Raw genomic sequence first — 24,226 nt, 5'->3', positions numbered from 1 at the left:
CAAACAGGCTAGTCCTCCGCGTCAGCCGTGCCTTCAGGATTCGCGTCGGCCGCAGCGTCAGCATCAGCTTCGACATCAGCACCCGACTCGGATGCTGGCCACGGCAGCTCGGTGACATCACCGTGGAGGGCGTGAGCCACCAACGCGTCTGCGATGAGAATATCGCTCATCACCAACGTCGGAACCAGGTCCGCCAGCTGAGCCCACATCGGAATCAGCTCACGGACAGCGGCGACACTGGCATCAGAATTCTCAGCCTGAGTGCGGGCCAATACGCGGGCAGCCACTGCAATAAGCAGTGACGTTCCCGGCACCAGAGTCCAGTGCAGCGAAGGATCATCCGCATCGATGCCATCGAGCTTGTGGAAGCGCACATTGACCGCCTTGCGCAGTCGTGGAGACGCCTTCGACACCGTCTTAAACAACACCCGAGAGGCAGCGGCAAGCTGGGTCATCACACCGGGTTCCACAATCTCAGCGCGATTGCGTACCACTTCGTAAATTGCGGTGAAGCGAGCGTCATCGTCGGTCAGCGGACCCGGGACCATGCGGTAGGAATCAAAGACCTGCGATAAAATAGCGCTGGCCTGCGCTTCCGGCAGCGAGGTAATCTGCACCGAGCTCTGGTCGATAGTGGCGGACTCCAGAGTGGTGTCCTGGCCGCTGGCGGCAATGTCCAGCAGTCCCTGGCCACCAGTCGTACGTAGGTAATCCAGCTGACGAGAACGGTCCACGCTCTCATCAGTGAGATCCGCCAATGCTGCCAAGGCACCGAGCCACGGCACACGGCGACGCCCCGGCACTGGCTTAGTAGCGCTGAAGTCTCCCAGAACGAGTCCGGAGGCGATAAACATACCCGGCTGATCGTCCAACGCGATGACTGAGCGGTTCAACGCTGCCAGACCAGCGCGTGGTTCAGCACACAAGATCGCACCCAACCTAGGCGCGGCCAGCAGCGGATTCGCCTGCGCCATGTCGGTTGCACGACCGGCGCGCAAGGTCGCCAGTAGCGTCCACAAACGTGCGAGCTGATCCTGATTTAGCTCGCCCCACAGTTCCTGCGCGCGAGCAACGGAATCGGTGTCCTCGCCATCAAGGTCGACAGCCTCGGCATCATCAACATGATGCAAAATGGTCGACCCGGCCGCCGGCCACTGCGGGTGGCGTTCCTTCTCCACACCGAAAGTCACCTGCGCGACGAATGGGCCAAGGCCGCGGAGCTCGTCGGGAAGCTCGCATTCACCCTCCACGACTTCCAGGGCGACGGGTTCGCGCCACGGCTGACCGGCGGCCCAGAGCCACAGGGTCATCGGCAAATGCGAAACATCGTCAGCGACATCAACCTCGATGATGTCAGTGGCTTCATCGTTGAAGGCAATCTGACGGATGGCATCGCGGGAGGAAGCCTCCACCAGCGGTACAGACAGGCGCTTACGTCCCGTCACACGAGTCCAGTCCAAGCTGATACGCAAGGCCTTCAGCAGAGAGATACGGTCGGCAAACTTGCCGAACTCCGCGTAGCCAGTATCGCCGAAACGCTTGATGGGGACGCGACAGATGTCGCGCTCACCGCTGGAAACTGCAACATGCGCATGGCGCAGCTCGCCCGGGGCATTGACGACAATCTTGCCGAAGGCATCGACACGCTTCGGGCGGGTGACCAAGGTAGTGGTGCGGCGGGCGACGGATTCGTCGGCAAGCGGAACCTCAAACTGCAGAGTGCCTGGCGTGACCTGCAACTGCAGCCATGCGCCCTCGTCGGTGGAAAGCTCGACGGTACCTGTGACTTCGTCCGCCCCGAGGCGCACGATAGCGGGCTCGGCGTCGAGCGGCTTGTCACCGGAGACAACGCGAATGTCAGCGGGGCTCAGACCATCGATGGTCGGGATGCGGAAGCCGTCACCACCACCGCTGTAAGTGATAGTGAGGTCAGCCTGCTCCGCAATGGCGAAGTGCTTCTGGAAGCTGCGGCCACGCGGATTGACCAGGCGAACCACGAACTCGCCGACCCACGGGTAATCATCATCGGTAAGGATCTCAACCTCGCCACCCGCGGCGGGTACCTCGAGGTCATAGACCATGACGGAATCCGTGGTAAACGCACCGTAACCGCCAAAATCGGTGACGATGGCACGCCAGGACTCATCCTTCCCGGACAGCGTCGGCGGAAACACGGCAACCGGACCGCCAGCGTAAACCGGGGTGCCGTAGGCAGACACCGTGCCGTCGAGTCGCGCGTGGGGCATGGTCATTCGCGGTTGACGCTGCGGTGACGCCGACCGAACCTCGCCAGCCGCCCCGGACCGACGAACCTGAACTGCATGAACATCGCGAAGATCGATCTCAGCGACTTGCCACAGCTCCCAGTTGAATGGGCGTGGGTCCGATAGCAATGGCACCTCAGCACCGGTGACGGGGTCAACGAGTGTGGCATCAACCGGGTAGACCACCGTGGCGGAAGTCGAGTGCAGCGAGACCTTGTCTGTGACCGACTGACCGTCGGCACCGAAAATGAGAATCGGGTCCTCAGTGCTAATCGCCGGGACTCGCCAGTGCTTCTCATCGCCGATTTCCACCAGCACATCGCGCACCGGCTCATCAATGGTCACCACCGGACGTGGCAGCGAATCCTGCAGGCCCACCACCGGCGTCGTTGCTACCGTGCCGCCGAAGGTGACGCGCCAGGTCCGCCCCGCCGGGTCCAGCGGCGTCGGTAGCTGTACGCCAACGGTCTGTGTCAGCTCATCGAAGTACAGCTGTGGGCGACCGGTCGTTGCCACCACGCCCACGGCTTCACGACGGTTCGCAGTACCCGCCGGACGCATACGCAGCTCTTCACGCGCAGCGGCCACCAGTATGGGCGGCAGCCCCGCGTCGAGCTGGCCCAGCTCTTCCCGAGCTTCCCAGTTGGCCGGATCAGCGGCGGTGGCAATGGCGTAACCGAGGGTTGCCTTAAACAACTTGTGTGCCTGGCGGGGTGCCGTCCTGGCCAACTGACGCAGCGCCAGCGGGTAGGCACCATCTTCCGCCTCCGCGATTTCGGTCAGCAGCCCCTCGAGCAGCGGATGTACCTTCGACAACGCCTGTACCAGGTCATTGGCCGAAGGATTGGTCAGCTCCGATACGCCCGCAAGCTCCTCACAGCGCTCGATAATCAATGGCATCACTGACAGCTGAACTCCCGCGTGCAGCAAAAGCACCTGTGCCGCTTGCTGCAGCTCATCCGAGTCGGCCTGGTTGCTGTCGACGTCGTTAGGCAAACCGGCATTGGCTAGCATTGTCGGCACTGCGGCGGCGAGGTGCGAGATGAGCGCGCCGGTGGCATCGGCGTCTGGATTCAGCTGCAGAGCCGCCGGCCAGTCCAGCCACATTTCGCTTGCCGACGCAACACGCGCGGCGCGCCCTACCAGCGAGGCGAGGGTGACCAGCGGGTGATTGTCAACGACGCTCTTCGCAGCATCAATATCGGCAGCGGTACCACCAGCCAGATGATGGGCCAGGAGCGTTCCCAAGAAGCGGTCGATACGCTCAACCTCGTCCATCGACAGCCCTGACCAGACAAACAATGGCTCAACTTTGGCCTGTGTGGCAGATTCCAGCAGCCCTGGAATCCGGGTGGCCAGATCCTGCTCTGCGGCAGCCAGCCACATTTCGACAATCACGGTATTTTCCACTCGGACACCCTGGTCGACACTGCTTGCCCCAGTCATTATGGGTGGACGCTCCCTTTCGCTACAAAGCTTGCTCGAAAAGATTCATTTAATTAATGGACCTGGGAGGACTCCCTCGGAAGTTTCCCAGCTGGACCCAGCAAGTCTAGGTCAAAAAGTCATACTCTGGTGTGCCGGGCACTAGTCGGCGGCACTTCAGCGGCGAGGCATCCATGCGTGCCAGCAATTCCTCGAGGTCAGAAGCATGACGCAGCTCAATACCGACGAGCGCCGCGCCAGTTTCGCGGTTGTTCCGCTTGAGGTACTCGAACTGCGAGATGTCGTCATCCGGGCCGAGAACCTCGCTGAGGAACATACGCAGCTGGCCGGGCTTCTGCGGGAAGTTCACCAGGAAGTAGTGCTTGAGGCCGCGGTAGACCAGCGAGCGCTCCATGATCTCGGCATAGCGCAGCACGTCGTTGTTGCCACCCGAGATGATGCAGACAACAACCTCGTCTGGCTCGAACTGCATCTGCTCCAGAGCTGCCACAGACAGCGCACCGGCCGGCTCAGCGATAATCCCTTCGTTCTGGTAGAGATCCAGCTGCGCCTCACAGACCGCGCCCTCTGGCGCAATCATCGGATGGACACGATTGCGGTTGGCCTCCAGGATGTGCCATGGCAGATCACCAAAGCGGGCCACCGCGGCGCCATCGACGAACGGGTCGGTGTGCCCCAGCGTGATCGGGCCGTTGTTCTCCAGGGCTGCTCGCATACAAGCTGCGCCCGCAGGTTCCACGCCCATGACCTGGGTGTTCGGCGACATATCCGACAGGTACGAGGTGACACCGCTGAGCAGACCACCGCCGCCGACCGGTACGCAGATGGTATCCAGAGTCAACCCCTGACCGGAGAGCTGCGCAATGATTTCAGCTGCGACAGTGCCTTGTCCGACGATGGTGTTGAAAGAGTCGAATGGCTCCACCATGGTGGCACCAGTGCGCTGTGCGTCGGCACGAGCAGCAGCGGCGGCCTCATCGAAGGAGTCTCCGACAACGACAATCTCAACGGCATCGCGGCCGTGGTATGCGATACGGTCGCGCTTCTGCTTCGGCGTGGCATTGGGCACATAGATGCGCCCCTTAATACCCAGCTGACGGCATGCGTAGGCCACGCCTTGAGCGTGGTTTCCTGCAGATGCCGCAACGACGCCTGCTGCCCGCTCTTCGTCGGTGACTTGGACCATGGCGTTGTAGGCACCGCGAATCTTGTACGAGCGCACGTCCTGGAGGTCTTCCCGCTTGAGGAATACCTTAGCGCCGGTAATTTCGGAAAGACGTGGGCTGAACTGCAGCGGAGTGGCCGCAATAACCGAAGAAATTCGTGCCTGCGCAATCTGAATATCGGCCGCGTGGACAAGTCGGCGTTCGGTCTGGGAAGCAGGCACAGAATTCTCACTCATGAGCTATGACTCTACTCGGTCATACAATCGGTTGCGACAATCAGGGCCGCGATAAGCTACCCCAAAATACTGGCCCCAATCGTCGCCTTCAAATCACCAATCAAGCTGGCGTCCCGGTCGACCCGCAAGTGCTCGCCGAGAACCAAAGTGGTGTGGGAATCGCCGTCGACAAGCTTGAGATAAACGTCGGAGTCGCCGGGGTTATCCAACAGGACTGACTTCAGCTTGGCAATCATCTCCGGCGTGCACTGATCAGTGCGCATGGTCAGACGCAGCGGCGCCGAAGTGGAGCCATTGCGGCCAAGATCCGGCAGCTTCAGGTCATCACAGACCACACTCATGCGGTCATCGCGGTACTGAACGCGAGCACGAATAAGCACGATGGCATCTTCAGCAATGCTGGTGGCAATCATCGCGTAGGTTCTCGCAAAAGCCATAACCTCCACGCGCGCGCCGTTGTGGTCCTCAATACCGATAATCGCCCAGGGCTGACCGTTCTTATTCACGCGACGGTCAACGCTGGAGACAATGCCACCAATAGTGATTTCGGTGTTGTTAGCGACCTCCCCACCGACGACCGTGGTCAAAGCGGTATCGGTCTGCGCGGCCAGCGATTCTTCGAACCCATCGAGTGGATGACCGGAGACATAGAGGCCCAGCATTTCTCGTTCCAGGGTCAGCTCGTGCTTGCGATCCCAATTTTCATCCGGCACACGGATTTCAAAGATGCTCTCCGAACCGGTGTCCTCTTCCCCACCGAAGCCCGCAAACAGGTCGAACTGTCCCTTGTCTGCAGCCTTCTTGGTCGACAGCACCGAGTCAATGGCTTCTTCGTGAATGAGCGCAAGGCCCTTTCGTGGGTGCCCAAGCGAGTCGAAAGCGCCAGCCTTAATCAGCGACTCGGTGATGCGCTTGTTACATGGCAGCGTTTCAATCTTGTCCAGGTAGTCCGAGAACGACGTGAACTTGCCCTTCTCCTCGCGCGTCTTCACAATCGACGCGACCACATCATGGCCAACGTTACGGATAGCGCCGAGGCCGAAGCGAATATCTTCACCGACCGGCTCAAAATCCATACCCGACTCATTGACATCCGGCGGCAGCACCTTAATGCCAAGGTGGCGACAGTCCGACAGATAAATAGCCAGCTTGTTCTTATCATCCGCCACCGAGGTCAACAGCGCCGCCATGTACTCAGCGGTGTAGTTGGCCTTCAGATACGCGGTCCAGTAGGACACTAGGCCATAGCCCGCCGCGTGGGACTTGTTAAACGCGTACGAGGCGAAGGGCAGAATAATGTCCCACAGCTTCTGGACAGCATCCTTGGAGAAACCATTTTCCAACATGCCGCCTTCGAAGTTCACGAACTCCTTGGCCAACACCTCGGGCTTCTTCTTACCCATGGCCTTACGGAAACCATCTGCTTGACCCGCCGTGTAGTTCGCCAGCTTCTGCGAGATCTTCATGATCTGCTCCTGGTACACGATCAGGCCGTGCGTTTCTTCCAGGATGTCCTTCAGCTGCTCATCCAGCTCCGGATGGATGGCGTTGTAGGGCTTGCGGCCATTCTTAATATCTGCGTAGTCAAAGTGCGCGTTCACGCCCATCGGACCCGGACGGTATAGCGCCAGCGATGCCACGATGTCGTCGAAGCCCGTTGGCTGCATTCGTTTAAGCAGCTCACGCATGCCGCCACCATCGAGCTGGAACACACCGAGGGTGTCACCGCGCGACAGCAGCTCATAAACCTTCGGATCATCGGTCTGAAGATCATCGAGCATAATTGTCTCGTCCCGGTTGGACTTGATGTGCTCAATGCAGTCACCGATAACCGTCAGGTTTCGAAGACCCAGGAAGTCCATCTTCAACAGACCAATGGCTTCACATGCCGGGTAGTCCCAGCCAGTGATGATCGCGCCGTCAGCCTGTCGCTTCCACATCGGGATGTGATCCAAGAGCGGCACCGACGCCATCACCACGGCACACGCGTGCACGCCGGTCTGCCTAACGACGCCTTCGAGACCACGAGCTGTCTCGTAAATTCGAGCCACATCCGGGTCGGTTTCAATAAGCTGTCGGACCTCGGCTGCCTCGCCGTAGCGTGGATGCTCCGGGTCGACGATGCCGCTCAGCGGAATGTCCTTAGCCATAATCGCAGGTGGCAGCGCCTTAGTAATGCGGTCTGCAATCTGGTAACCCGGCTGACCGAACTGCACACGCGCCGAGTCCTTCAGAGCCTGCTTGGTCTTCACCGTACCGAAGGTGACCACCTGCGCCACCTTATCTTCGCCCCAGCGATCGGCAGCGTAGCGAATCATTTCATCGCGGCGGCGGTCATCGAAGTCGATATCGATATCCGGCGCGGACGGACGTTCTGGGTTCAGGAATCGCTCGAAGAGCAAACCGTGTTCAATCGGGTCAATATTCGTAATCCACGTCGCATACGCGACCAGGGAACCGGCAGCGGAACCACGCCCCGGACCGACCTTGATGCCCACCTCGCGGGCATGACGAATCAGCTCCGCCACGATGAGGAAGTACGACGGGTATCCCTTACCGTCAATGACCTCAATCTCATACTCCGCGCGCCGGATGTACTCCTCCGGTACTTCGCGCCCCTCAAAGCGCTTGCGCAGCCCCTCCATCACGTTGTGATGCAGCCATGTCGTCGGCGTTTCCCCTTCCGGAACGTCCGCCTTCGGCATGCGGTCGTGCGGGTGCTCTTCCCACAGCTCGTCGTAATCCTCGACGCGCTCGGCGATGAGCAGCGTGTTATCACAGGCACCCGGGACTAGATGATCCCAGGTCGCGCGCATTTCTTCAGCGGACTTAATAAAGTAGCCATCACCGTCGAACTTAAAACGGTCCGGGTCATTGAGCGTCTTACCCGTCTGCACGCAGAGCATAGCCTCGTGAGCCTTGGCCTGGTCACGGGTGACATAGTGGCAGTCATTCGTAACCAACGGCGGCAGGTTCAGCTTCCGCCCAATCTCCAGCAGCTCACTGCGCACACGGGTCTCAATATCCAACCCGTGATCCATCAGCTCAAGGAAGTAGTTTTCCTTGCCGTAGATGTCCTGCCACATACCGGCGGCCTGCAGAGCCTCGTCGAACTGCCCCAGGCGCAGACGAGTCTGCACATCACCCGACGGGCACCCAGTGGTGGCGATAATGCCCTCGGCGCGTTCCGCCACTAACTCGGCATCCATACGCGGGTACTTACTAATCTGCCCCTCATACGACGCCATCGACGACAGGTAGAACAGGTTCCGCAGACCCTGCGCATTCGCTGCCAACATGGTCTGGTGCAAGTAGGAACCGCGACCCGAGACGTCATCGCGACGCTGATGCGGTTCACCCCACTGAATGCGCTTTTTATTAAAACGACTCTCCGGTGCCATATAGGCCTCAATGCCGATAATCGGCTTGATGCCCTTGGACTTCATCTGCCGATAGAAAGCATTTGAGCCAAACATATTGCCGTGGTCGGTGACACCGACCGCAGGCATTCCCTGTCGCGCAACCTCGTCGGCAAGCAAATCAATCTTCGCCATACCGTCGAGCATGGAGTACTCGGTGTGATTGTGGAGGTGCACGAAGGAGGAGTTAGCCATGAGTCCAGATTGTAGACAATCGCCCGGACTGAACACGATTCCTTCGAACACTCAAAATGAAGCAGCCCCTTATGTCTGCACAGTTATGGCTAAAGATGTGTTTAACATCACCGCAGCACTTCCTTTACTTTTCAAAACCAGTTGACAATACTCGACACCACGGTTTGTGAGGAAGTCCTCATATTTCCTCGCGACCATAGAGAAACGCACTGCCCTCGAGCAAAGAACCAAAGGAGCAATACAGTGTTCGCACCACTTTCCGATGGCCACTTCACCTACTTCCCCAAGCCCGAGCTTGACGAGGTTCTTGCAACCATCGACCGCCGCCCCGTTGCTGCCGGCTACCTCGTCGATGGCGATGTCATCACCTCCAACATGGATGCCGCCCGCTACAGCTGGCTGGTCTAATAAAGCACAGACCCGGGAAATTCTGACTTTCTTTTCAAAATCAAAGACAGTACAGGTTTCCAATGATTACGTTTTAGGGCATGAAACTTTCTCGAGCTTCTGCCCCGGAGTCCTCAGGCACATCCCGCCCGGCTCCGACATCGATGTCTCACCTGCCTGAGGCGCTGCCGCCGCAGATGCCCCAGACAGCCCGCCCGCCACTAGCTACCGACACGCTGCTTAACTGCACTTCCCTTCCTGCAGTCGTCGTCGACCTCGCGGCGGTCGAAGCCAATGCCCGCGATTTGCTCCGCCGTGCAAACGGGATGCCTATCCGCGTGGCCTCGAAATCGATTCGCATTCCACAGCTTATTTCGCACGTCCTGGCCTTCCCCGGTTTCCAGGGCGTGCTGGCATATTCGCTGGCAGAGGCGCTGTACCTATTTCGAGAAGGCATTAGTGACGACATCGTCGTCGCCTACCCAACGCTTGACGCCCGCGCTATCTCAGAGCTTGCCGACGATGATGCAGCGCGTGCCGCCATCTGCGTAATGGTTGACCGTCCCGAGCATCTGGAGGCGCTGGCGTCGTCGGCAAGCGAAAATGCGCCAATCCGCGTGTGCATGGACGTCGATGCGTCCTTTCGCCCCCTCCCCGGCGTGCATATCGGTACGCTGCGCTCCAGCCTGTTCTCGCCGAAGCAGGCAGCGGCGTTTGCCAAGCAGATCATTGCCCGTCCGGAGCTGCAGCTGGCGGGAATCATGATGTATGAGGGGCACATTGCCGGGGTGGGCGATGCCGGAAACTCGCCGCGTGCGCGCGCAATTCGAGTGATGCAGGCCGTCTCAAAGAAGGAGTTGGCGAAGCGCCGCGCGAAGGTTGTCGCTGCAGTCGAGAAAGTGGCGGGACCACTGGAGTTTGTCAACGGCGGTGGCACGGGGTCGTTGGAGTCGACGTGCGCCGAAGCCGCAGTAACCGAGGCAGCGGCGGGGTCGGGATTCCTGGCACCAACACTGTTCGATAACTATCGCGCATTCAATCTGCGCCCGGCGTCCTGGTTTGTGTTGCCGGCGACGCGACGCCCTAAGAAGGGCGTGGTCACGGTGTCCGGCGGTGGTCGAATTGCCTCTGGGCCGGCGGGAGATGACCGGCTGCCAATTCCCTGGTACCCCACTGGCTTGCGCTACGCGACAGAGGAAGGCCCCGGTGAGGTGCAGACTCCGTTGCTCGGCAAGAGCGCCGATGCACTTTCGCTGGGAGATCCCGTGTGGTTCCGCCACGCCAAGGCCGGCGAAATAGCCGAGCACGCACAAGAAGTCATTGCAGTTCGAGATGGCGCCATCATCGCCCACTGGCCCACGTACCGAGGAAAGGGATTGATCTTCACATGAGCAATTCACGCAACAACGCCCGCTTCACAGTCTCCACAGTTGAGTCCCGCGTACCACGCGTACGTCGGCGTGCGCAGGCGAAAGCTGCTGCCAACTCGCGGTGGAACAATTGGGCTCACACTCAGTCGTGCACCCCGTCCTATATGCATCAGCCGCACGATGACGAGGGCGTCATCTCGGTAATTAAGGCAGCGAAGACCGACGGCACTACGGTGCGTCCGCTGGGAGCCGGTCATTCCTTTACGTCCGTGGCCACCACCGATGGGCATCGCATTCAACTCGACCGCTGCGCTGGCCTGGTCGAACTGGACGCGGCCAACCAAACCGCCACGCTGCGTGCCGGCACTCGCCTGCGCGACACTCCAGGTATTCTGCGCCCACTCGGTTGGGCGCTTCCCAACCAGGGCGACGTCGATCCACAGTCGCTGGCCGGCGCTATCTCTACTGGCACGCACGGCACCGGCCTTGGGTTCACCGGCTTCGCAGGCACCGTTAAGGGATTCAAGATTGTCACCGCGGATGGCGTCGTCAGGCACTGTCATCCGGACGCTGAGGGAATCGACGGCGAGCTCTACCGCCTCGGACGGCTGGGGCTGGGTGTCTTCGGCGTGCTCACGGAGGTCACGATGTCCGTTGTACCGGCGTTTGATCTGCATGCCGACGAGCATCGCGAAGAGTTTGACTCCCTGCGCAAGAGCTTCGCCGAGCGTTGCAAAGAAGCTGACCACCTGGAGTTTTTCTGGTTCCCGGGACAGCGCGAGACGCTGGTCAAGCACAATACTCGCATCGAACCGCAGCGCCACCGCCGCCCGAGCCGCAATAGCCTGAAGCAGCGCCTGGGCAGCGCGCGCACGTATCTTAACGACGAAGTCGTCAACAACATGGGGCTTTTGGCATGCTGCGAAATTGCCAAGGCCATTCCCGCCACGACGAATACGATCAACCGCATTGCCACCAACACCGTGCCCGAGCGCCGCTACTCCAATGAGGCACACAAGGTCTTTGTCTCGCCGCGCCGCGTGCGTTTCTCCGAGATGGAGTACTCCGTCCCGCTCGAAGCCGCTTCCGATGTCCTCGGGGAGATTCGCGACGCAATTGCCCGCAAGAGAATGAAGATCTCCTTCCCCATCGAGGTGCGCTCCGCCAAGGCCGATGATGTCGCTCTGTCCACGGCGTACGGTCGCGACAGCGCCTACATCGCCATCCACCGCTACTGGAAGGAAAACTACCGAGAGTACTTCAACCTCATTGAGCCGATTTTCAAGGCCCACGAAGGTCGCCCGCACTGGGGCAAATTGCACACGCTCCGCGCGGAGGATTTCGCAGAACGCTATCCACTCTTCGGCGAGGTCCAGGCGTTACGCGAAAAGGTCGACCCGCAGGGAATCTTCCTCAACGAGCACCTGCGCGACCTTTTCTGCTAACTGTCTGCCGGCTTTACGACGTCCCGGGTAACCGCCCCATCCGTCTGGTCGGCGACATCGCCGGGAACCGTGGCCGATTCAATGCCAGCCTTGCGGAGTTCTCGGCGTACCCGACGCTGACGGCGCATCTTCAGGATGAGGTCGCAGATGAACAGCGCGACGGCACCCCAGATGATGAAGAAGCCAATCCAGCGCTCCGGCTCGAGCTCCTCGCCGAGCACGGTGACTGCCAAAGTGATCTGGAGAACCGGCGTGATGTACTGCATCAGGCCCAAGGTGGCTAGTGGCAGGCGCTTGGCACCTTCGCCGAAGAGCAGCAACGGAATGGCGGTAGCAACACCGGCGCTCATCATGAGCAGCGTGTGGCCGGTTCCTTCGGAGGTAAAGGTGCTCTGCCCGTTGGAGCTCAACCAGAAGATGTAGGCCAGCGCGATCGGTGTGATTACAGCGGACTCGGCCGTCAGCGACGCTGCCGAGGAAAGCGATACCCGCTTCTTCATTAGTCCGTAAAAACCGAAACTGAACGCCAGCGCCAGCGCACCCAACGGCGGATGTCCCACACCGATAGTGAGAACAATGACCGCAATGGTTGCCAAGATGACACTGCCGAGCTGCAACCGCGAGATGCTTTCACGGAAGAAAATCATCGCCAACAAAACGCTGACCAGCGGGTTAATGAAGTAGCCGAGTGCGGCCTCCGCCACCTGCCCATTGTTGACCAGGTAGACGTACACGCCCCAGTTGACGGAGATCAACAGTGCGGCAATAAAAATAGTGCCCCACGTCTTGGCGCTCGCGGCCTTCAGCTCTGGCCATGCGCGCATGAAGCTGAGGGCAATGGCCATAAAGACAAGCGTCCAGACGAATCGATGCACCAAAATCTCCACGGCCCCCGCCGGCTCCAGCAGCGGAAAGTAGAGCGGAAACAGCGCCCACAAAAGGTACGCACCGAATGCCTGAATCACTGTTGACTGACTCCTTTTCGTTCTCGTTGAAACTGACTGCGTACTGGCGGCGTACTGACGGCAGAGTTCTAGCCGCTTCACCCTAGTCTTTTGGATTTGGGCACTTAGTTCTGGCTTCTATTAGTTCTGGCTCAGCCCCGGCGCAAAAAGCGGATCTTTATCCGTGAAACCGGAACTCAGCACCGGTCGGATACCAAAACGGCCGCGTGCCGCATCTGATGGCAGCGCCTCGACTGCTTTAACAGCAGGCAGTTTCTTGACATTCATCAACGCCTCAGCGTCTCCATAGACCAGTAAACCGTTGAAGCCGAGCCGTTCGTCGTCAATCGCGACGTCTGCGTAGGCAGCCGCTAACTCCAGTTGATCTTGCAGCAGCTTTTCTTCACTCGCCGTTTTGCTCGGCTGCGGCAAATACCGGGTACTCACGCCACCGATGATTGCAGTCGATACTCGCAGAGAGGGCTCTTTTTCATAGACCTGTGCCGCTTCTTGCGCATCGAGCAGCCGGTCAAAAGTCACCATCGCCCAGAACTTCGGGTCCTCCACGACTGGCTGGCCGTTCTTTAGCTGATAGTCTTCCTTCTTCATATTCTCGAGGGACTCGTCGGCACGCTCTACGTACTGCTCGGTTGCTTCCCACGGGTCTGGACCGAGCGCATCGCCGTTGATATTCTGCGGCTTGCTCACGCGATCGGATGTCGAAGCGACTGCTAAAACAATCACCAATACGACAACACAGAAACCTGAGATTAGTGCCATCACTGGCGAAATACTGCCGTCACCGGTGCTTTTCGCACGAGTTTCGGGGCGCGCTCGATTCTTGGATCCCAATGGAGTCTGCGTCATGCGCCCTGCCTCAAAACTTCCAATGCGTGGTTCAAATCATCTGGGTATGGACATTCGATTTCCATCCAGCGACCATCTGCCGGATGGTGGAAACCAAGCGAGACAGCATGAAGCCACTGGCGGTTGAGCCCAAGCCGCTGGGCCAATGCCGGATCGGAACCGTACATGGGATCGCCACAACATGGGTGATTCAGCGCAGAGAAGTGCACACGAATCTGGTGCGTGCGCCCAGTTTCTAGATTCACCTTCAACAGCGTTGCTGGGGCGAAGGCCTCAAGCGTTTCGTAGTGCGTCACAGCATTTTTGCCATCCTGACGGACGGCAAAGCGCCACCCCGCCGAAGGATGACGGCCAATCGGAGCATCAATTGTCCCCGACAGCGGATCCGGATGCCCCTGAACCAGAGCGTGATAGGTCTTCGACACCTCACGGTTTTTGAACGCCCGCTTGAGCACGGAGTAGCCCCGCTCTGAGCAGGCGACAACCATCACGCCAGAGGTGCCAACATCCAAGCGATGCACGATACCTTTTCGCTCGGGCGGACCGGAGGTAGAAATGCGGAAACCAGCAGCCGCCAGCCCGCCGATAACCGTTGGACCTTCCCAACCGACCGACGGATGCGCAGCCACGCCAACAGGCTTGTGAACAGCTACCAAATCGGAGTCGTGGTAGAGCACGTCCATGCCCTCGACGAGTTCCTCTTTGGGAACCAATGGCTTTTCCACCGGCGGTAACAACACGGAGAGGAAAGCGTTTTCTTCCAGGCGGTCAGACTTGCCAACGCTCACACCATCAACCGTGATGTCCCCAGCCGCTGCCAAATCAGCCACCGCTGTGCGCGAGAGCCCCAGCAACTTAGCCACACCGGCATCTACCCGCATTCCGGCTAAGCCCGGTGGAACGGGCATCTGCCGGGTTTCTCGGTCGGGCTGGTGCGCTCCCCCGAGTGCTGCACCGCTATTTAGTGCATTGTCGTTCACTGCTGTCCTCCCTCCGCCAACTGCTTCTGATTCTTCTGAGCAGATTTCTTCTCCGCTGCAATCTGATCAGCGAAGAGATCCGGCTCCTTGGAAAAAACCATCCAGATAACGAGGATAATAACGCCCACAGTAATCGCGGAGTCCGCGATATTAAATACGGCAAAACCCTTCACCGACAGGAAATCGACAACGTGGCCGACATAGAAACCGGGCTCCCGAAATAGCCTATCGATGAGGTTGCCCAGCGCACCACCAGCAATAAGCCCCGCCACAGTCGCCGATATAGGACTGCGCAGCCAATGGGAAAAGCACATCACAGCCAGGATGTAAACCAGCTGCAACGTGGTAAAAACCCAGGTGGCGTTCGTGCCAAAGGAGAAGGCTGCACCGGGGTTAAAAACGAGCCGCAACTCGAAGAGATCGCCAAGCACCTGCACCGCAGGACGGCCATCGAGAGTCTTCAAAGCGATAATCTTGGTCAGCTGATCAATAATCGCAACTGACACAATAACCGCGGCGAGAATCCCCCGCCGTGGGAAATATGTCCTCGTTTTCTTCTTAGTCACTGTCCCATAATGGCCTAACAAACCCATATTCAGCCAACTGACACCGCCCGGGTGGTTCCTATCCACCAAGAAACCGGTACGCTAACCGGTGTGACTCGACGTTTCCAATCTCAGTTTGTTCCGGCCCCTTCCGCTTTACGACGTGTAGGAGACACAACCCCCTCGTGGTTCCGTCGACCTAGCTACAGCGACCGAGCTGGTCACACCAAGCGTGGCCTGCTGGCAAGGGTCGGCACCGCAGTTGTTGCCGCTACTACTGTGGTGTCACTGGCCGCGTGCTCGTCGGAAAGCTCGGTGGAAACACAACCCGTGGACGTTGCACAACCCAAGATCGAATTGACCAGTGCTGGCAGCGGTGAGCTGGCGAGTGTGCGCTGGAAGGACGACGGTGCAGAGCAGGAGTCGACCGCGGCGGTGACACAGGGCTTCGCACAGCGTGGCGGAAACGCCGATAGCGACCAGACTTTCCCAGACACCCGCCTGGAAATCCCCCTGACCAGCACTGTTACCAGTGATAACGATACTCGTGCGGTGACGTCAGAGGTGGGTAAACCCCACGGCTCCAACGATGAGCTGAATGAGGATATCGCTACCGCGCAGGGATTTATCTCTGATTCGTCAACAACAGCCACAGGTGAGGTCAAGGAACTCAAGCTGGGAGCGCCGGAGAAGGCCACCGACACCGCTCGCGCTGGTGTGGAGATGGCGCTGCAGCAGCTGCATTCCGTACCTATCGTCTTCCCCTCCGAGGACATCGGAAAGGATGCGACCTGGACGGTCGAAAGCGAGGTCGAAGGCCAGACCAAGATGACGCAGAAGGTGACCTATACCCTGCTCAGCCGTGCGGGCGACATTGTTAATTTGAAGGTCGATGTCAAGCAGGTGCCGACCGTTACGGAGTTGGACACTGGCGGCGAGGGTGCACTGAAGGTTGTCGAGGCCACGACTGAAATGCTTGCCGACCGCGTCACCATCGACCTGACCAAGCCCCTTCCGGTGAAGGGCAACATCGATTTTGTTACCTCGGTGACCTACGGCGACGGCAACTCCGATGTGCGCATCACTCAGCAGACGCATCGCGGGCTGGAGTTTAAGGACGGCGACGGCTCGAGGAAGTAGCCCAGAAGATTAGCTCGTACCACCGCAAGGTTAGAAGACGAGAAAGTGTCTAGGTTTATGTCACTTTTCTGCCCAAAAAATGGGCGGAACTGTCATAAACCTAGACACTTTCTTTTGTGTGGCCAGTGCACCCGACCGGACTAGGCCGTAACGCCTGGTCCGACGGCACCTAAGCCGGTGGTGGCGGAGGCGGTGCATCCTCAGCCGGCGGCGGCGGTGGCGGTGGCGGAGCCTCTTCAGCCGGTGGTTCAGGCGCGGGAGGCGGCGGAGGCGGCACTTCCTCGACCGGCGCTTCGGGCTCCGCAGCCGGAGCTGGCTCCTCGACCGGAGCTGGGGCCTCCTCAACCGGGGTTTCTTCAACCGGGGTTTCTTCCTCTTCTGGCTCAGGTGGCGGCGGAGGAGTCTCGCCGGGCGCGAGGCAGAATCCAGGCTTGTGCTCCGGATCAAGTGTCGATGCCAGGTTGCAGGCCCATTCCTTGCTCAGCATCCAACGACCATCCCGGTGGATAAAGTCCACCTGCTCCACGAGCATCGGATCTTCCTCCGGACGGAGGATATTGACACCGGCTACGGCCTGCTTAGTAGTAAATCCAGGCGTGACCGGGTCAATGACATCAAAGCTGATTTCCTGCTCATTGGCACTGTGGGTGACAATGTCGAAGAAATCGCCGGCAGTATCGCCGTCCTCGATGGTCAGCGCCTTTTCCTCGATAGGTAGATCGGGGTTGATGAGGCGTGCGAGGACGTCGTTAAGCTCTGCGCGCGTCGGCAGCATGATGACGGGTTCCGCCGAGCTGGATGTCTTCGATTCGGTCGTCGGCGCTGCAGTATTGCCACCACCGCAGGCAGCGAGCCCAAGTGCGCTGACCGAGACCATCGCCGCTACTGTCACACCACGCGCTGTGCGCCAACGCATTCCGCTAACGCGCTGGTTGCAGGGGACTTTCATATGTGCACTACTCCAATAAAATCTGCATGAAGATTCGCTGGCTTCACGCCTTCCATAATCCTACACAAGGCCAAAACATCGCCTGGGTAAGATGGTGGACATGTCGACTCAGGATCATTCCCCGGCTAGCTCGGCCTCGTCTACTCCGGCCTCCCCTCGCCGAATCGTTGTCATCACCACCGGCGGCACCATCGCCTGCACCACGGATCGCAGCGGTGCACTAAGCCCGACCATCTCGGGCGCGGAGCTCGTCGCGGCGGTCGCGCAGCGTTATCCAGAGGGCATGTTAGAGCTGGAAGTTCGTGAGCTCGGGATGCTGGACTCGTCGAATCTCGCGTTCACCGATGTTGACCGTATTCTCGCCGCTATTCACGAAGTGCTTGACGACGACTCCGTGGACGGTGTCGTCGTAACTCATGGCACGGACACGATGGAAGAAACGGCCATGGCTGCCGATATTTTCCATGCTGACTCGCGTCCGGTTGTCTTTACTGGTGCACAGCTTCCCTATGATCATCCCGAAACCGACGGACCGGGGAACCTCTTTGAGGCCGTGACCATTGCTTCCGATGCCTCTGCGCAGGGAATTGGCGTTCTTATTGTCTTTGGCCACGCAGTCTTGCCGGTGCGAGGTGCGACAAAGTGGCACACGACCGATCCTTTGGCTTTTGCCACTAACGCCCCGGAGGAGCCGGTTCGTCCAGATCCGCTGCCGCTGGCCGCCTTGGCGGGCTCGAAGGTAGAGATTATCCCCGCCTACTTAGGTGCAGATGGATCACAGCTGGATTCGGCCGTCGCCGCCGGTGCACACGGCATTGTCGTAGAAGGCCTGGGGTCAGGCAATGTCTCCGATGAGTTTGCCGCCGCCATTGACCGGGCCATTGCCGCTGATGTGACCGTCGTGATGGCAACGCGCGTCCCGCGTGGTGATGTCCACGCCGCCTACGGTGGTGCCGGTGGCGGTGCGACGCTGGCTCGGCACGGTGTGATTAGCGCTGGTTGCGTGCATGCACCGCAGGCGCGCATCATTCTCGCTGCCGCGCTGGCTGCGAATGTGCACCCGCAGACGCTGTTCTAATTCACGCCTCGATGATGCGGATGATTTTCGCCGGATTTCCAGCCACGACTACGCCCGCGGGAACGTCCTTAGTCACCACCGCACCCGCGGCGACCACGGAATCGTCGCCGACATAAACACCGCCCAGGATGATGGCTCCACCACCGATCCAAGCATTGCGCCCGATGATGATTTCATCACCGGACTCTAGATAAGCGGCGCGGGCCTCAGCTCCCAGTGGGTGTACTGGTGGAAGCAGCTGCACATTGGGCCCGAGCTGCGCGTAGTCGCAGATTGTCACCTTCACCACGTCAAGTGCGGTGAGCCCAAAGTTGATGAAAACGTTGTCGCCGATGTGGATGTTATCGCCGTAGTCCAGGTAGATCGGCGGGCGGACGGTGCTGTCCTCTCCGAAAGACCCCAGTGCCGGTGCCAGCACTTGCTGTGCTGCCTGCTGGTCTTCGCGAAATGCGACCTCAAATTCCGCGGCCACCTGGCCAATTCGCGCGTTCAGAGCCTGCGATTCCGGATGATCGGCGATATACCACTGACCGTTCAGCATGCGCTGGCGGTTATCCAGACCGTCGTCAGGAAGTGTGGTCGACGGATTCGGATCTCGATCGGTGTTGCGCAACGAGGCGCGGCGAGCTGCCTCGAGCTCTGCAATGCGGGATTCGGTAGTCATAGTGGCCCAGTTTACGGTCAGCGCATAAACAGGGAGCCGCGAACGGCACCGAGGATAACGGCCACGTCAGGCAGCCGCATCAAGCATCCGCATCGGGGCCAACCTCATCTTCACTTTCCCGCTCAGGTTGCGGCAAGTCAAGAGCTGCAGCTTCGTCGGAAGCCAGCCACTCCGGCCAGTCCAAACTGCACACCGCAGAGCACGGGCGCAGCTCCGGGTCGTCTTCCTTCAGCGTGATCATGCGCCCGGGGCCACTGGTGCGGCTTTCAAAACGGACAGTCACAATCCCGTGCCCCGACCCCTGTACCCAACCATGTCCATACTCGCTGTGGTGTACGTCCGAGGTGGGTGCCCACTTGGAGTCGGAAAGCCGAACGGTCGGCAACGCACCGGTTCCAGATAGCTCGACCAGGCCGGCGGGAGCGTCGGAAAGCGTAGGGGCCGGCACTCGATCTTCGACGGTGATAGCGCGGTCGAGCTCAGGAAACAGGACTTCTTGTATGTGCGAATCCAGCCCGGAGAAACCGACGCCCACCAGTCGCACTGGGCCAACCTCCGCGGGTGTGAACGCGATTCGGTGAGCGACAGCCATGAGGGTGTCGAAGTCCTGTGTGGCGTAGGCGAGCGTCTCAGATCGGGTATGGATGCTCAAGTCGGACAGACGCACCTTGCAAGTGATGGTGCGGGCACCACGGCCATCTTTTTTGAGCCGTCGAAAAGCGGACTCACCTGCGCGATCGATGGCGGCGTGGAGTTGGGCCTGCGACTCCAGATCCTCGGGATAGGTGTACTCCGCCGATACAGACTTGGCGACATCGCGTTCCTTAACCGGCCGGTCATCTGTCCCCTGCGCCAGCTGCCACAGCATCACACCGGTTTTGGATGTCAGCGAAACCTCGACATCGCGCTGGGACATGGCGGCGAAATCGCCGATTGTCTCCACGCCCATCGTGTGCAGCTTCGCAGCGGTGACAGGGCCAATGCCCCAGAGCTTCTCTACCGGCAATGGGTGTAGTAGCTCGTGATTGCGTGCGGGGTCCAGCACATACACGCCGTCGGGTTTCGCCAGGCCGGACGCAATTTTCGCGTACTGCTTGCCCGCACCCGCGCCTATCGACGAGGCCAAACCGGTCTCCCGCCGAATATCTGCCCGCAGTTGCTCCGCCCAGGCAATGACCTGCTCCTTCGAGGCTCCCTGAAGCTCTTCGGGTTCCATGAAAGCCTCGTCGACACTGAGCTGCTCGACCACGGGCACGCGCTCGCGGATTACAGAGAACACGCGGCGCGACACCGGCCCGTAGATGCCCTTGCGCGCGCTGACCGTCACTGCGTTCGGTGGCATGAGCCGACGTGCGCGGGCCATCGGCATAGCCGAGTGCGCGCCGTACGCGCGGGCCTCATAGGAGGCACCGGCGACCACACCTCGACCACCCAGTCCGCCGACGAGAACTGGCCGCCCGCGCAGAGTCGGGCGGGTGAGCTGCTCGACGGACGCGAAGAACGCGTCCATGTCGATGTGCAGGACCCACCGCCCGGAAGTCGGCATTGAGATTACTCTCCCCTACTGCTTGGCAATATCCGCCGAGCAGCCGTCCGCCACGTCGTAGCTCAGTGGCTCTCCGCCAGCGACGACGTCGAAGGCGGTTGCGAGAACCTCGCGGGCGATGAGGTCAGCGTGGCGGTTGGCCCATTCCTCACGCTCGGCCGGCACCTGCAACTTCACCGAAATGCGATCGGTGACCTCGAGGCCAGCGTTCTTGCGGGCATCCTGCAGACCACGGATACGGTCAGCGGCCCAGCCACGGGACTCCAGGTCCTCGTCGAGCTCGGTGTCGAGCACAACCAGACCATTGACACCGTCGACCTCAGCGGTGGAATCCGGCGAGATCGCGACCAGGTTGCGGGTGTACTCGCCCTCCTGCAGCGGAATGCCATCGGCGACAACCGCGCCGTCGACAACCTCGTAGTTGCCAGACTTCACAGCCTTGATGACCTTCTGGACATCCTTACCCAGGCGCGGACCGGCCACGCGAGCGTTGACGGAGACCTCGAAACGTCCCACCGAGTCCACGTCGGAGGTGAATTCCACCTTGTCGACGTTGACCTCAGAGGAAACGATGTCGGTGTAATCACGCAGACGTTCGGCATCCGGGAATGCCAGGGTTAGCTTCTTCAGCGGCAGGCGGTTACGCAGCTGGTTGGCCTTGCGGATGCGCGATGTTGCCGAGCAGACATTGCGGACAATGTCCATGGACTCAACGAGTTCGTCATCGGTCGGCAGCTTGTCGACGTCCGGCCAATCCTCCAGGTGCACCGAGCGGCCGCCAGTGAGCGAGCGCCAGATGACCTCGGTGGCCATCGGCAGCAGCGGAGCAGCCACGCGGGTGAGAACCTCCAGCACCGTGTACAGGGTGTTGAACGCCTCTGGGTGCTTAACGTCGCCGGCCCAGAAGCGGTCGCGGGAGCGGCGCACGTACCAGTTGGTCAGTGCGTCACAGAACTGACGGACCTCATCGGTGGCAGCAGCAATGTCGGTGTTGTCCAGGCACTCAGTGACAGCACGGACAGTTGCTGCAAGCTTGGCCAGGATGTACTTGTCCAGGATGTTGTCGGAGTCCACCGACCACTCGGCCGGCTTGGAGGCGTAGAGCTGCAGGAACGAGTATGCGTTCCACATTGGCAGCAGCGCCTGGCGCACGCCCTCGCGAATACCCTGCTCGGTGACAATCAGATTGCCACCGCGCAGAATCGGGCTGGACATGAGGAACCAGCGCATGGCGTCGGAGCCGTCGCGGTCGAAGACCTCGTTGACATCCGGGTAGTTGCGCTTGGACTTACTCATCTTGTTGCCGTCATCACCCAGCACGATGCCGTGGGCGACGACCTTCTTGAACGCCGGGCGGTCAAACAGTGCAACCGACAGGACGTGAAGCAGGTAGAACCAGCCGCGGGACTGGCCGATGTACTCCACAATGAAGTCGGCCGGTGCGTGGGACTCGAACCACTCCTTGTTCTCGAACGGGTAGTGGAACTGCGCAAACGGCATGGAACCGGAGTCGAACCAGACATCCAGGACGTCCGGGACGCGGCGCATCATGGACTTGCCGGTCGGGTCGTCCGGGTTCGGGCGCACCAGCTCGTCAATCTCCGGGCGGTGCAGTGTGGTCGGGCGAACGCCGAAGTCCGCCTCCAGCTCATCGAGGGAACCGTAGACGTCGACACGCGGGTACTCGTCGTTGTCGGAAACCCACACCGGAATAGGCGAACCCCAGTAGCGGGTACGGGAGATATTCCAGTCACGTGCACCCTCGAGCCACTTGCCGAACTGACCGTCGCGGACGTGCTCCGGCATCCACTCAATCTCGTTGTGGTTGAGCTCCACCATGCGCTCGCGGATCTTGGTAACGGACACGAACCAACTTGGCAGTGCCATGTAGATTAGCGGCTCGCCCGAACGCCAGGAGTGCGGGTAGGAGTGCTCGATGGTGCGGTGCTGGACGACGCGGCCAGCGGCCTTCAGGTCACGGATAATGTCCTTGTTAGCGTCGAAGACCAACTTGCCCTGGTACTCCGGCACCTGGGAAGTGAACTTACCGTCCATGTCCACCGGAATGATGACATCGATGCCGTATTCATTACAGGTGTTCATATCGTCTTCACCGAATGCCGGTGCCTGGTGGACCACACCAGTACCGTCCTCGGTGGTGACATAGTCGGCCACCATGATCTGGAAAGCGTTCGGGTGATCTGCGAAGTAGTCGAAGATCGGCTGGTAGGTCAGACCTTCCAGGTCAGCACCAGCGAAGGTAGCCACGATCTCGTGTTCCTTGCCCAATTCCTTGGCGTAGGCGCCAATCAGTGCTTCTGCCAGCAGGAAGGTCTTACCTGCAAACTCCGGCACGGAGGAATCCTCGCCGACCTTAACTACGGCGTAGGTGACCTTCGGGTTCACGGCCAGACCAAGGTTGGACGGCAGCGTCCACGGCGTGGTGGTCCAAGCGATAGCCGCAGTATCAGCAAGCACCGGGTTGTCCGCTAGCGTCTTCTCCGCTGCAGAGCCGGCCTTGGCGCCGGTGAACGGGAAGGTCACGGTCAGGGTCGGGTCCTGCCGCATCTTGTAGGAGTCATCCAGGCGGGTCTCCTGGTTGGACAGCGGGGTGTGCTCTGCCCAGGAGTACGGCAGCACGCGGAACCCCTGATATACCAGGCCCTTGTTATAGAGCTCCTTGAAGGCCCAGATCACGGACTCCATGTAACTCATGTCCATGGTCTTGTATCCGCCGTCAAAATCAACCCAACGAGCTTGACGAGTGACATATTCCTTCCACTCGCCCGCATACCGCAGCACCGACTCGGCGCAGTACTTGTTGAAGTTAGCCAGACCCATTTCCTCGATCTGACCCTTGTCCTTAATACCGAGCTGCTTCTCTGCCTCCAGCTCAGCCGGCAGACCATGGCAGTCCCAGCCAAAGACACGGCCAACCTGGTAGCCACGCATGGTCTTGTAACGCGGAACGATGTCCTTGACGTAACCGGTCAGCAGGTGACCGTAGTGCGGTAGACCGTTGGCGAACGGAGGGCCGTCATAAAAGACGTATTCGTCAGCACCATCACGCTGATCGATAGAGGCCTGGAAAGTGCTGTCCTTACCCCAGTAGTCCAGGACCTTTTCTTCCAGTTCCGGGAACTTCGGGCTCGAGGTGTACTTACCAAAGTCAGCAGTGCGCGGATATGCGCCACCTGCCGGAGTGGCCTCAGCAGAGGCATTTACATCGTTCGAATTAGACACCGTTTTTACGTCGCTTCCGTGGTCGAACATCATTAATACTCACCACGGGGACGCGTGCCTAGCCCCTTCGGCGTTGTTACTGGTGACGCTGAAAAGGAGTCTCGCGCGGTACCACCCCGCTTGGCATCACGCTTTACGACGGTTCTTGCGACCAAGAACCATGCGGTTTCACGCGATAGCCCGCTTATTTGATAAGGCTTTGTAACGGTGCCAAACCGTTCGGTTCTACTGGGCCCATTTTCTGCTGAACCGTTCTTCCGAAACGCTCCCCGGTGATGGCCGGCTCATTGCGCGTATGGGTGTCAGTATAGCAGTGTCTCAGGCAACTACTACAACCCTGAC

The 24,226-nt window shown here is 59.9% G+C and carries 16 protein-coding genes; 5 read left to right on the top strand and 11 right to left on the bottom strand.

The features are described from left to right. Positions 1-8: 8 nt before the first annotated feature. The 3 genes from HMPREF3042_RS05765 to dnaE all read right to left on the bottom strand — a co-directional run bounded on the left by HMPREF3042_RS05765 (position 9) and on the right by dnaE (position 8,726). On the bottom strand, positions 9-3,710 hold the full coding sequence (locus tag HMPREF3042_RS05765) for a hypothetical protein (RefSeq protein WP_070856474.1): 3,702 nt from the start codon (positions 3,708-3,710) through the stop codon (positions 9-11). Positions 3,711-3,816: 106 nt separating this feature from the next. Beyond that, positions 3,817-5,112 (bottom strand): threonine ammonia-lyase IlvA, encoded by a 1,296-nt coding sequence (gene ilvA / locus HMPREF3042_RS05760; RefSeq protein ID WP_070856473.1) that lies wholly within the window; start codon positions 5,110-5,112, stop codon positions 3,817-3,819. 56 nt (positions 5,113-5,168) lie between these two features. After that, on the bottom strand, positions 5,169-8,726 hold the full coding sequence (gene dnaE / locus HMPREF3042_RS05755; RefSeq protein WP_070856471.1) for a DNA polymerase III subunit alpha: 3,558 nt from the start codon (positions 8,724-8,726) through the stop codon (positions 5,169-5,171). Positions 8,727-8,969: 243 nt separating this feature from the next. On the opposite strand from dnaE, the gene HMPREF3042_RS10860 reads away from it, so the two are divergent. The 3 genes from HMPREF3042_RS10860 (at position 8,970) to HMPREF3042_RS05745 (ending at position 11,928) form a co-directional block, all read left to right on the top strand. Beyond that, positions 8,970-9,134 (top strand): hypothetical protein, encoded by a 165-nt coding sequence (locus tag HMPREF3042_RS10860; protein ID WP_005510327.1) that lies wholly within the window; start codon positions 8,970-8,972, stop codon positions 9,132-9,134. Between the two features lie 80 nt (positions 9,135-9,214). Next, on the top strand, positions 9,215-10,504 hold the full coding sequence (locus HMPREF3042_RS05750) for an alanine racemase (RefSeq protein WP_070856469.1): 1,290 nt from the start codon (positions 9,215-9,217) through the stop codon (positions 10,502-10,504). Next, complete coding sequence (locus HMPREF3042_RS05745) at positions 10,501-11,928, top strand: D-arabinono-1,4-lactone oxidase (protein WP_070856467.1); 1,428 nt, start codon at positions 10,501-10,503, stop codon at positions 11,926-11,928. The genes HMPREF3042_RS05750 and HMPREF3042_RS05745 overlap by 4 nt, the downstream gene beginning before the upstream one ends. Here the strand turns inward: HMPREF3042_RS05745 and rarD are convergent. From rarD to lspA, 4 genes are all read right to left on the bottom strand, one after another. Then, the gene (rarD, locus tag HMPREF3042_RS05740) at positions 11,925-12,893 is read right to left on the bottom strand and encodes an EamA family transporter RarD (protein WP_070856465.1); all 969 of its coding nucleotides are present in this window, start codon (positions 12,891-12,893) and stop codon (positions 11,925-11,927) included. The genes HMPREF3042_RS05745 and rarD overlap by 4 nt on opposite strands. 120 nt (positions 12,894-13,013) lie before the next feature. Further along, entirely contained in the window at positions 13,014-13,739 is a 726-nt protein-coding gene (locus tag HMPREF3042_RS05735) for a hypothetical protein (protein WP_038625766.1), read from the bottom strand. After that, a complete protein-coding gene (locus tag HMPREF3042_RS05730) occupies positions 13,736-14,647 on the bottom strand; it encodes an RluA family pseudouridine synthase (RefSeq protein ID WP_038629067.1) in 912 nt (303 codons plus the stop codon). The genes HMPREF3042_RS05735 and HMPREF3042_RS05730 overlap by 4 nt, the downstream gene beginning before the upstream one ends. A gap of 68 nt (positions 14,648-14,715) precedes the next feature. Beyond that, the gene (gene lspA, locus HMPREF3042_RS05725; protein ID WP_070856558.1) at positions 14,716-15,285 is read right to left on the bottom strand and encodes a signal peptidase II; all 570 of its coding nucleotides are present in this window, start codon (positions 15,283-15,285) and stop codon (positions 14,716-14,718) included. Between the two features lie 90 nt (positions 15,286-15,375). Between lspA and HMPREF3042_RS05720 the strand changes: the two genes are divergently transcribed. Next, the gene (locus HMPREF3042_RS05720; protein ID WP_246822344.1) at positions 15,376-16,404 is read left to right on the top strand and encodes a hypothetical protein; all 1,029 of its coding nucleotides are present in this window, start codon (positions 15,376-15,378) and stop codon (positions 16,402-16,404) included. Between the two features lie 169 nt (positions 16,405-16,573). On the opposite strand, the gene HMPREF3042_RS05715 is transcribed toward HMPREF3042_RS05720, so the two are convergent. Next, positions 16,574-17,353: a WKL family lipoprotein gene (locus tag HMPREF3042_RS05715; protein ID WP_070856461.1), complete on the bottom strand. Its 780-nt coding sequence runs from the start codon at positions 17,351-17,353 to the stop codon at positions 16,574-16,576. Between the two features lie 91 nt (positions 17,354-17,444). Here HMPREF3042_RS05715 and HMPREF3042_RS05710 point away from each other — a divergent pair, with 91 nt between their 5' ends. Continuing rightward, a complete protein-coding gene (locus tag HMPREF3042_RS05710) occupies positions 17,445-18,431 on the top strand; it encodes an asparaginase (RefSeq protein ID WP_070856460.1) in 987 nt (328 codons plus the stop codon). A 1-nt stretch (position 18,432) separates the two neighbouring features. Here the strand turns inward: HMPREF3042_RS05710 and HMPREF3042_RS05705 are convergent, their stop codons facing one another. The 3 genes from HMPREF3042_RS05705 to ileS form a co-directional block, all read right to left on the bottom strand. Continuing rightward, positions 18,433-19,095 carry a DapH/DapD/GlmU-related protein gene (locus tag HMPREF3042_RS05705; protein WP_080985586.1) on the bottom strand — a complete coding sequence of 221 codons (663 nt, stop codon included), beginning with the start codon at positions 19,093-19,095 and terminating at the stop codon, positions 18,433-18,435. Between the two features lie 79 nt (positions 19,096-19,174). Then, positions 19,175-20,641, bottom strand: a complete 1,467-nt coding sequence (locus HMPREF3042_RS05700; protein WP_070856458.1) for a DNA polymerase IV — start codon at positions 20,639-20,641, stop codon at positions 19,175-19,177. Positions 20,642-20,656: 15 nt separating this feature from the next. Continuing rightward, positions 20,657-23,917 carry an isoleucine--tRNA ligase gene (gene ileS / locus HMPREF3042_RS05695; RefSeq protein ID WP_083327430.1) on the bottom strand — a complete coding sequence of 1,087 codons (3,261 nt, stop codon included), beginning with the start codon at positions 23,915-23,917 and terminating at the stop codon, positions 20,657-20,659. Between the last annotated feature and the right edge of the window lie 309 nt (positions 23,918-24,226).

Source organism: Corynebacterium sp. HMSC074C05, from assembly GCF_001838325.1.
Classification (GTDB): domain Bacteria; phylum Actinomycetota; class Actinomycetes; order Mycobacteriales; family Mycobacteriaceae; genus Corynebacterium; species Corynebacterium amycolatum.
This window is presented reverse-complemented; position numbering and strand designations above follow the sequence as displayed.

Coding starts and splice junctions, on each gene's coding strand:
- HMPREF3042_RS05705 (WP_080985586.1), bottom strand. CDS start 19,095: ATGACTACCGAATCCCGCATTGCAGAGCTCGAGGCAGCTCGCCGCGCC.
- ilvA (WP_070856473.1), bottom strand. CDS start 5,112: ATGAGTGAGAATTCTGTGCCTGCTTCCCAGACCGAACGCCGACTTGTC.
- ileS (WP_083327430.1), bottom strand. CDS start 23,917: ATGATGTTCGACCACGGAAGCGACGTAAAAACGGTGTCTAATTCGAAC.
- HMPREF3042_RS05710 (WP_070856460.1), top strand. CDS start 17,445: ATGGTGGACATGTCGACTCAGGATCATTCCCCGGCTAGCTCGGCCTCG.
- HMPREF3042_RS05765 (WP_070856474.1), bottom strand. CDS start 3,710: ATGACTGGGGCAAGCAGTGTCGACCAGGGTGTCCGAGTGGAAAATACC.
- HMPREF3042_RS05750 (WP_070856469.1), top strand. CDS start 9,215: ATGAAACTTTCTCGAGCTTCTGCCCCGGAGTCCTCAGGCACATCCCGC.
- HMPREF3042_RS05735 (WP_038625766.1), bottom strand. CDS start 13,739: ATGACGCAGACTCCATTGGGATCCAAGAATCGAGCGCGCCCCGAAACT.
- dnaE (WP_070856471.1), bottom strand. CDS start 8,726: ATGGCTAACTCCTCCTTCGTGCACCTCCACAATCACACCGAGTACTCC.
- HMPREF3042_RS05700 (WP_070856458.1), bottom strand. CDS start 20,641: ATGCCGACTTCCGGGCGGTGGGTCCTGCACATCGACATGGACGCGTTC.
- HMPREF3042_RS05730 (WP_038629067.1), bottom strand. CDS start 14,647: ATGCCCGTTCCACCGGGCTTAGCCGGAATGCGGGTAGATGCCGGTGTG.
- HMPREF3042_RS05745 (WP_070856467.1), top strand. CDS start 10,501: ATGAGCAATTCACGCAACAACGCCCGCTTCACAGTCTCCACAGTTGAG.
- HMPREF3042_RS05715 (WP_070856461.1), bottom strand. CDS start 17,353: ATGAAAGTCCCCTGCAACCAGCGCGTTAGCGGAATGCGTTGGCGCACA.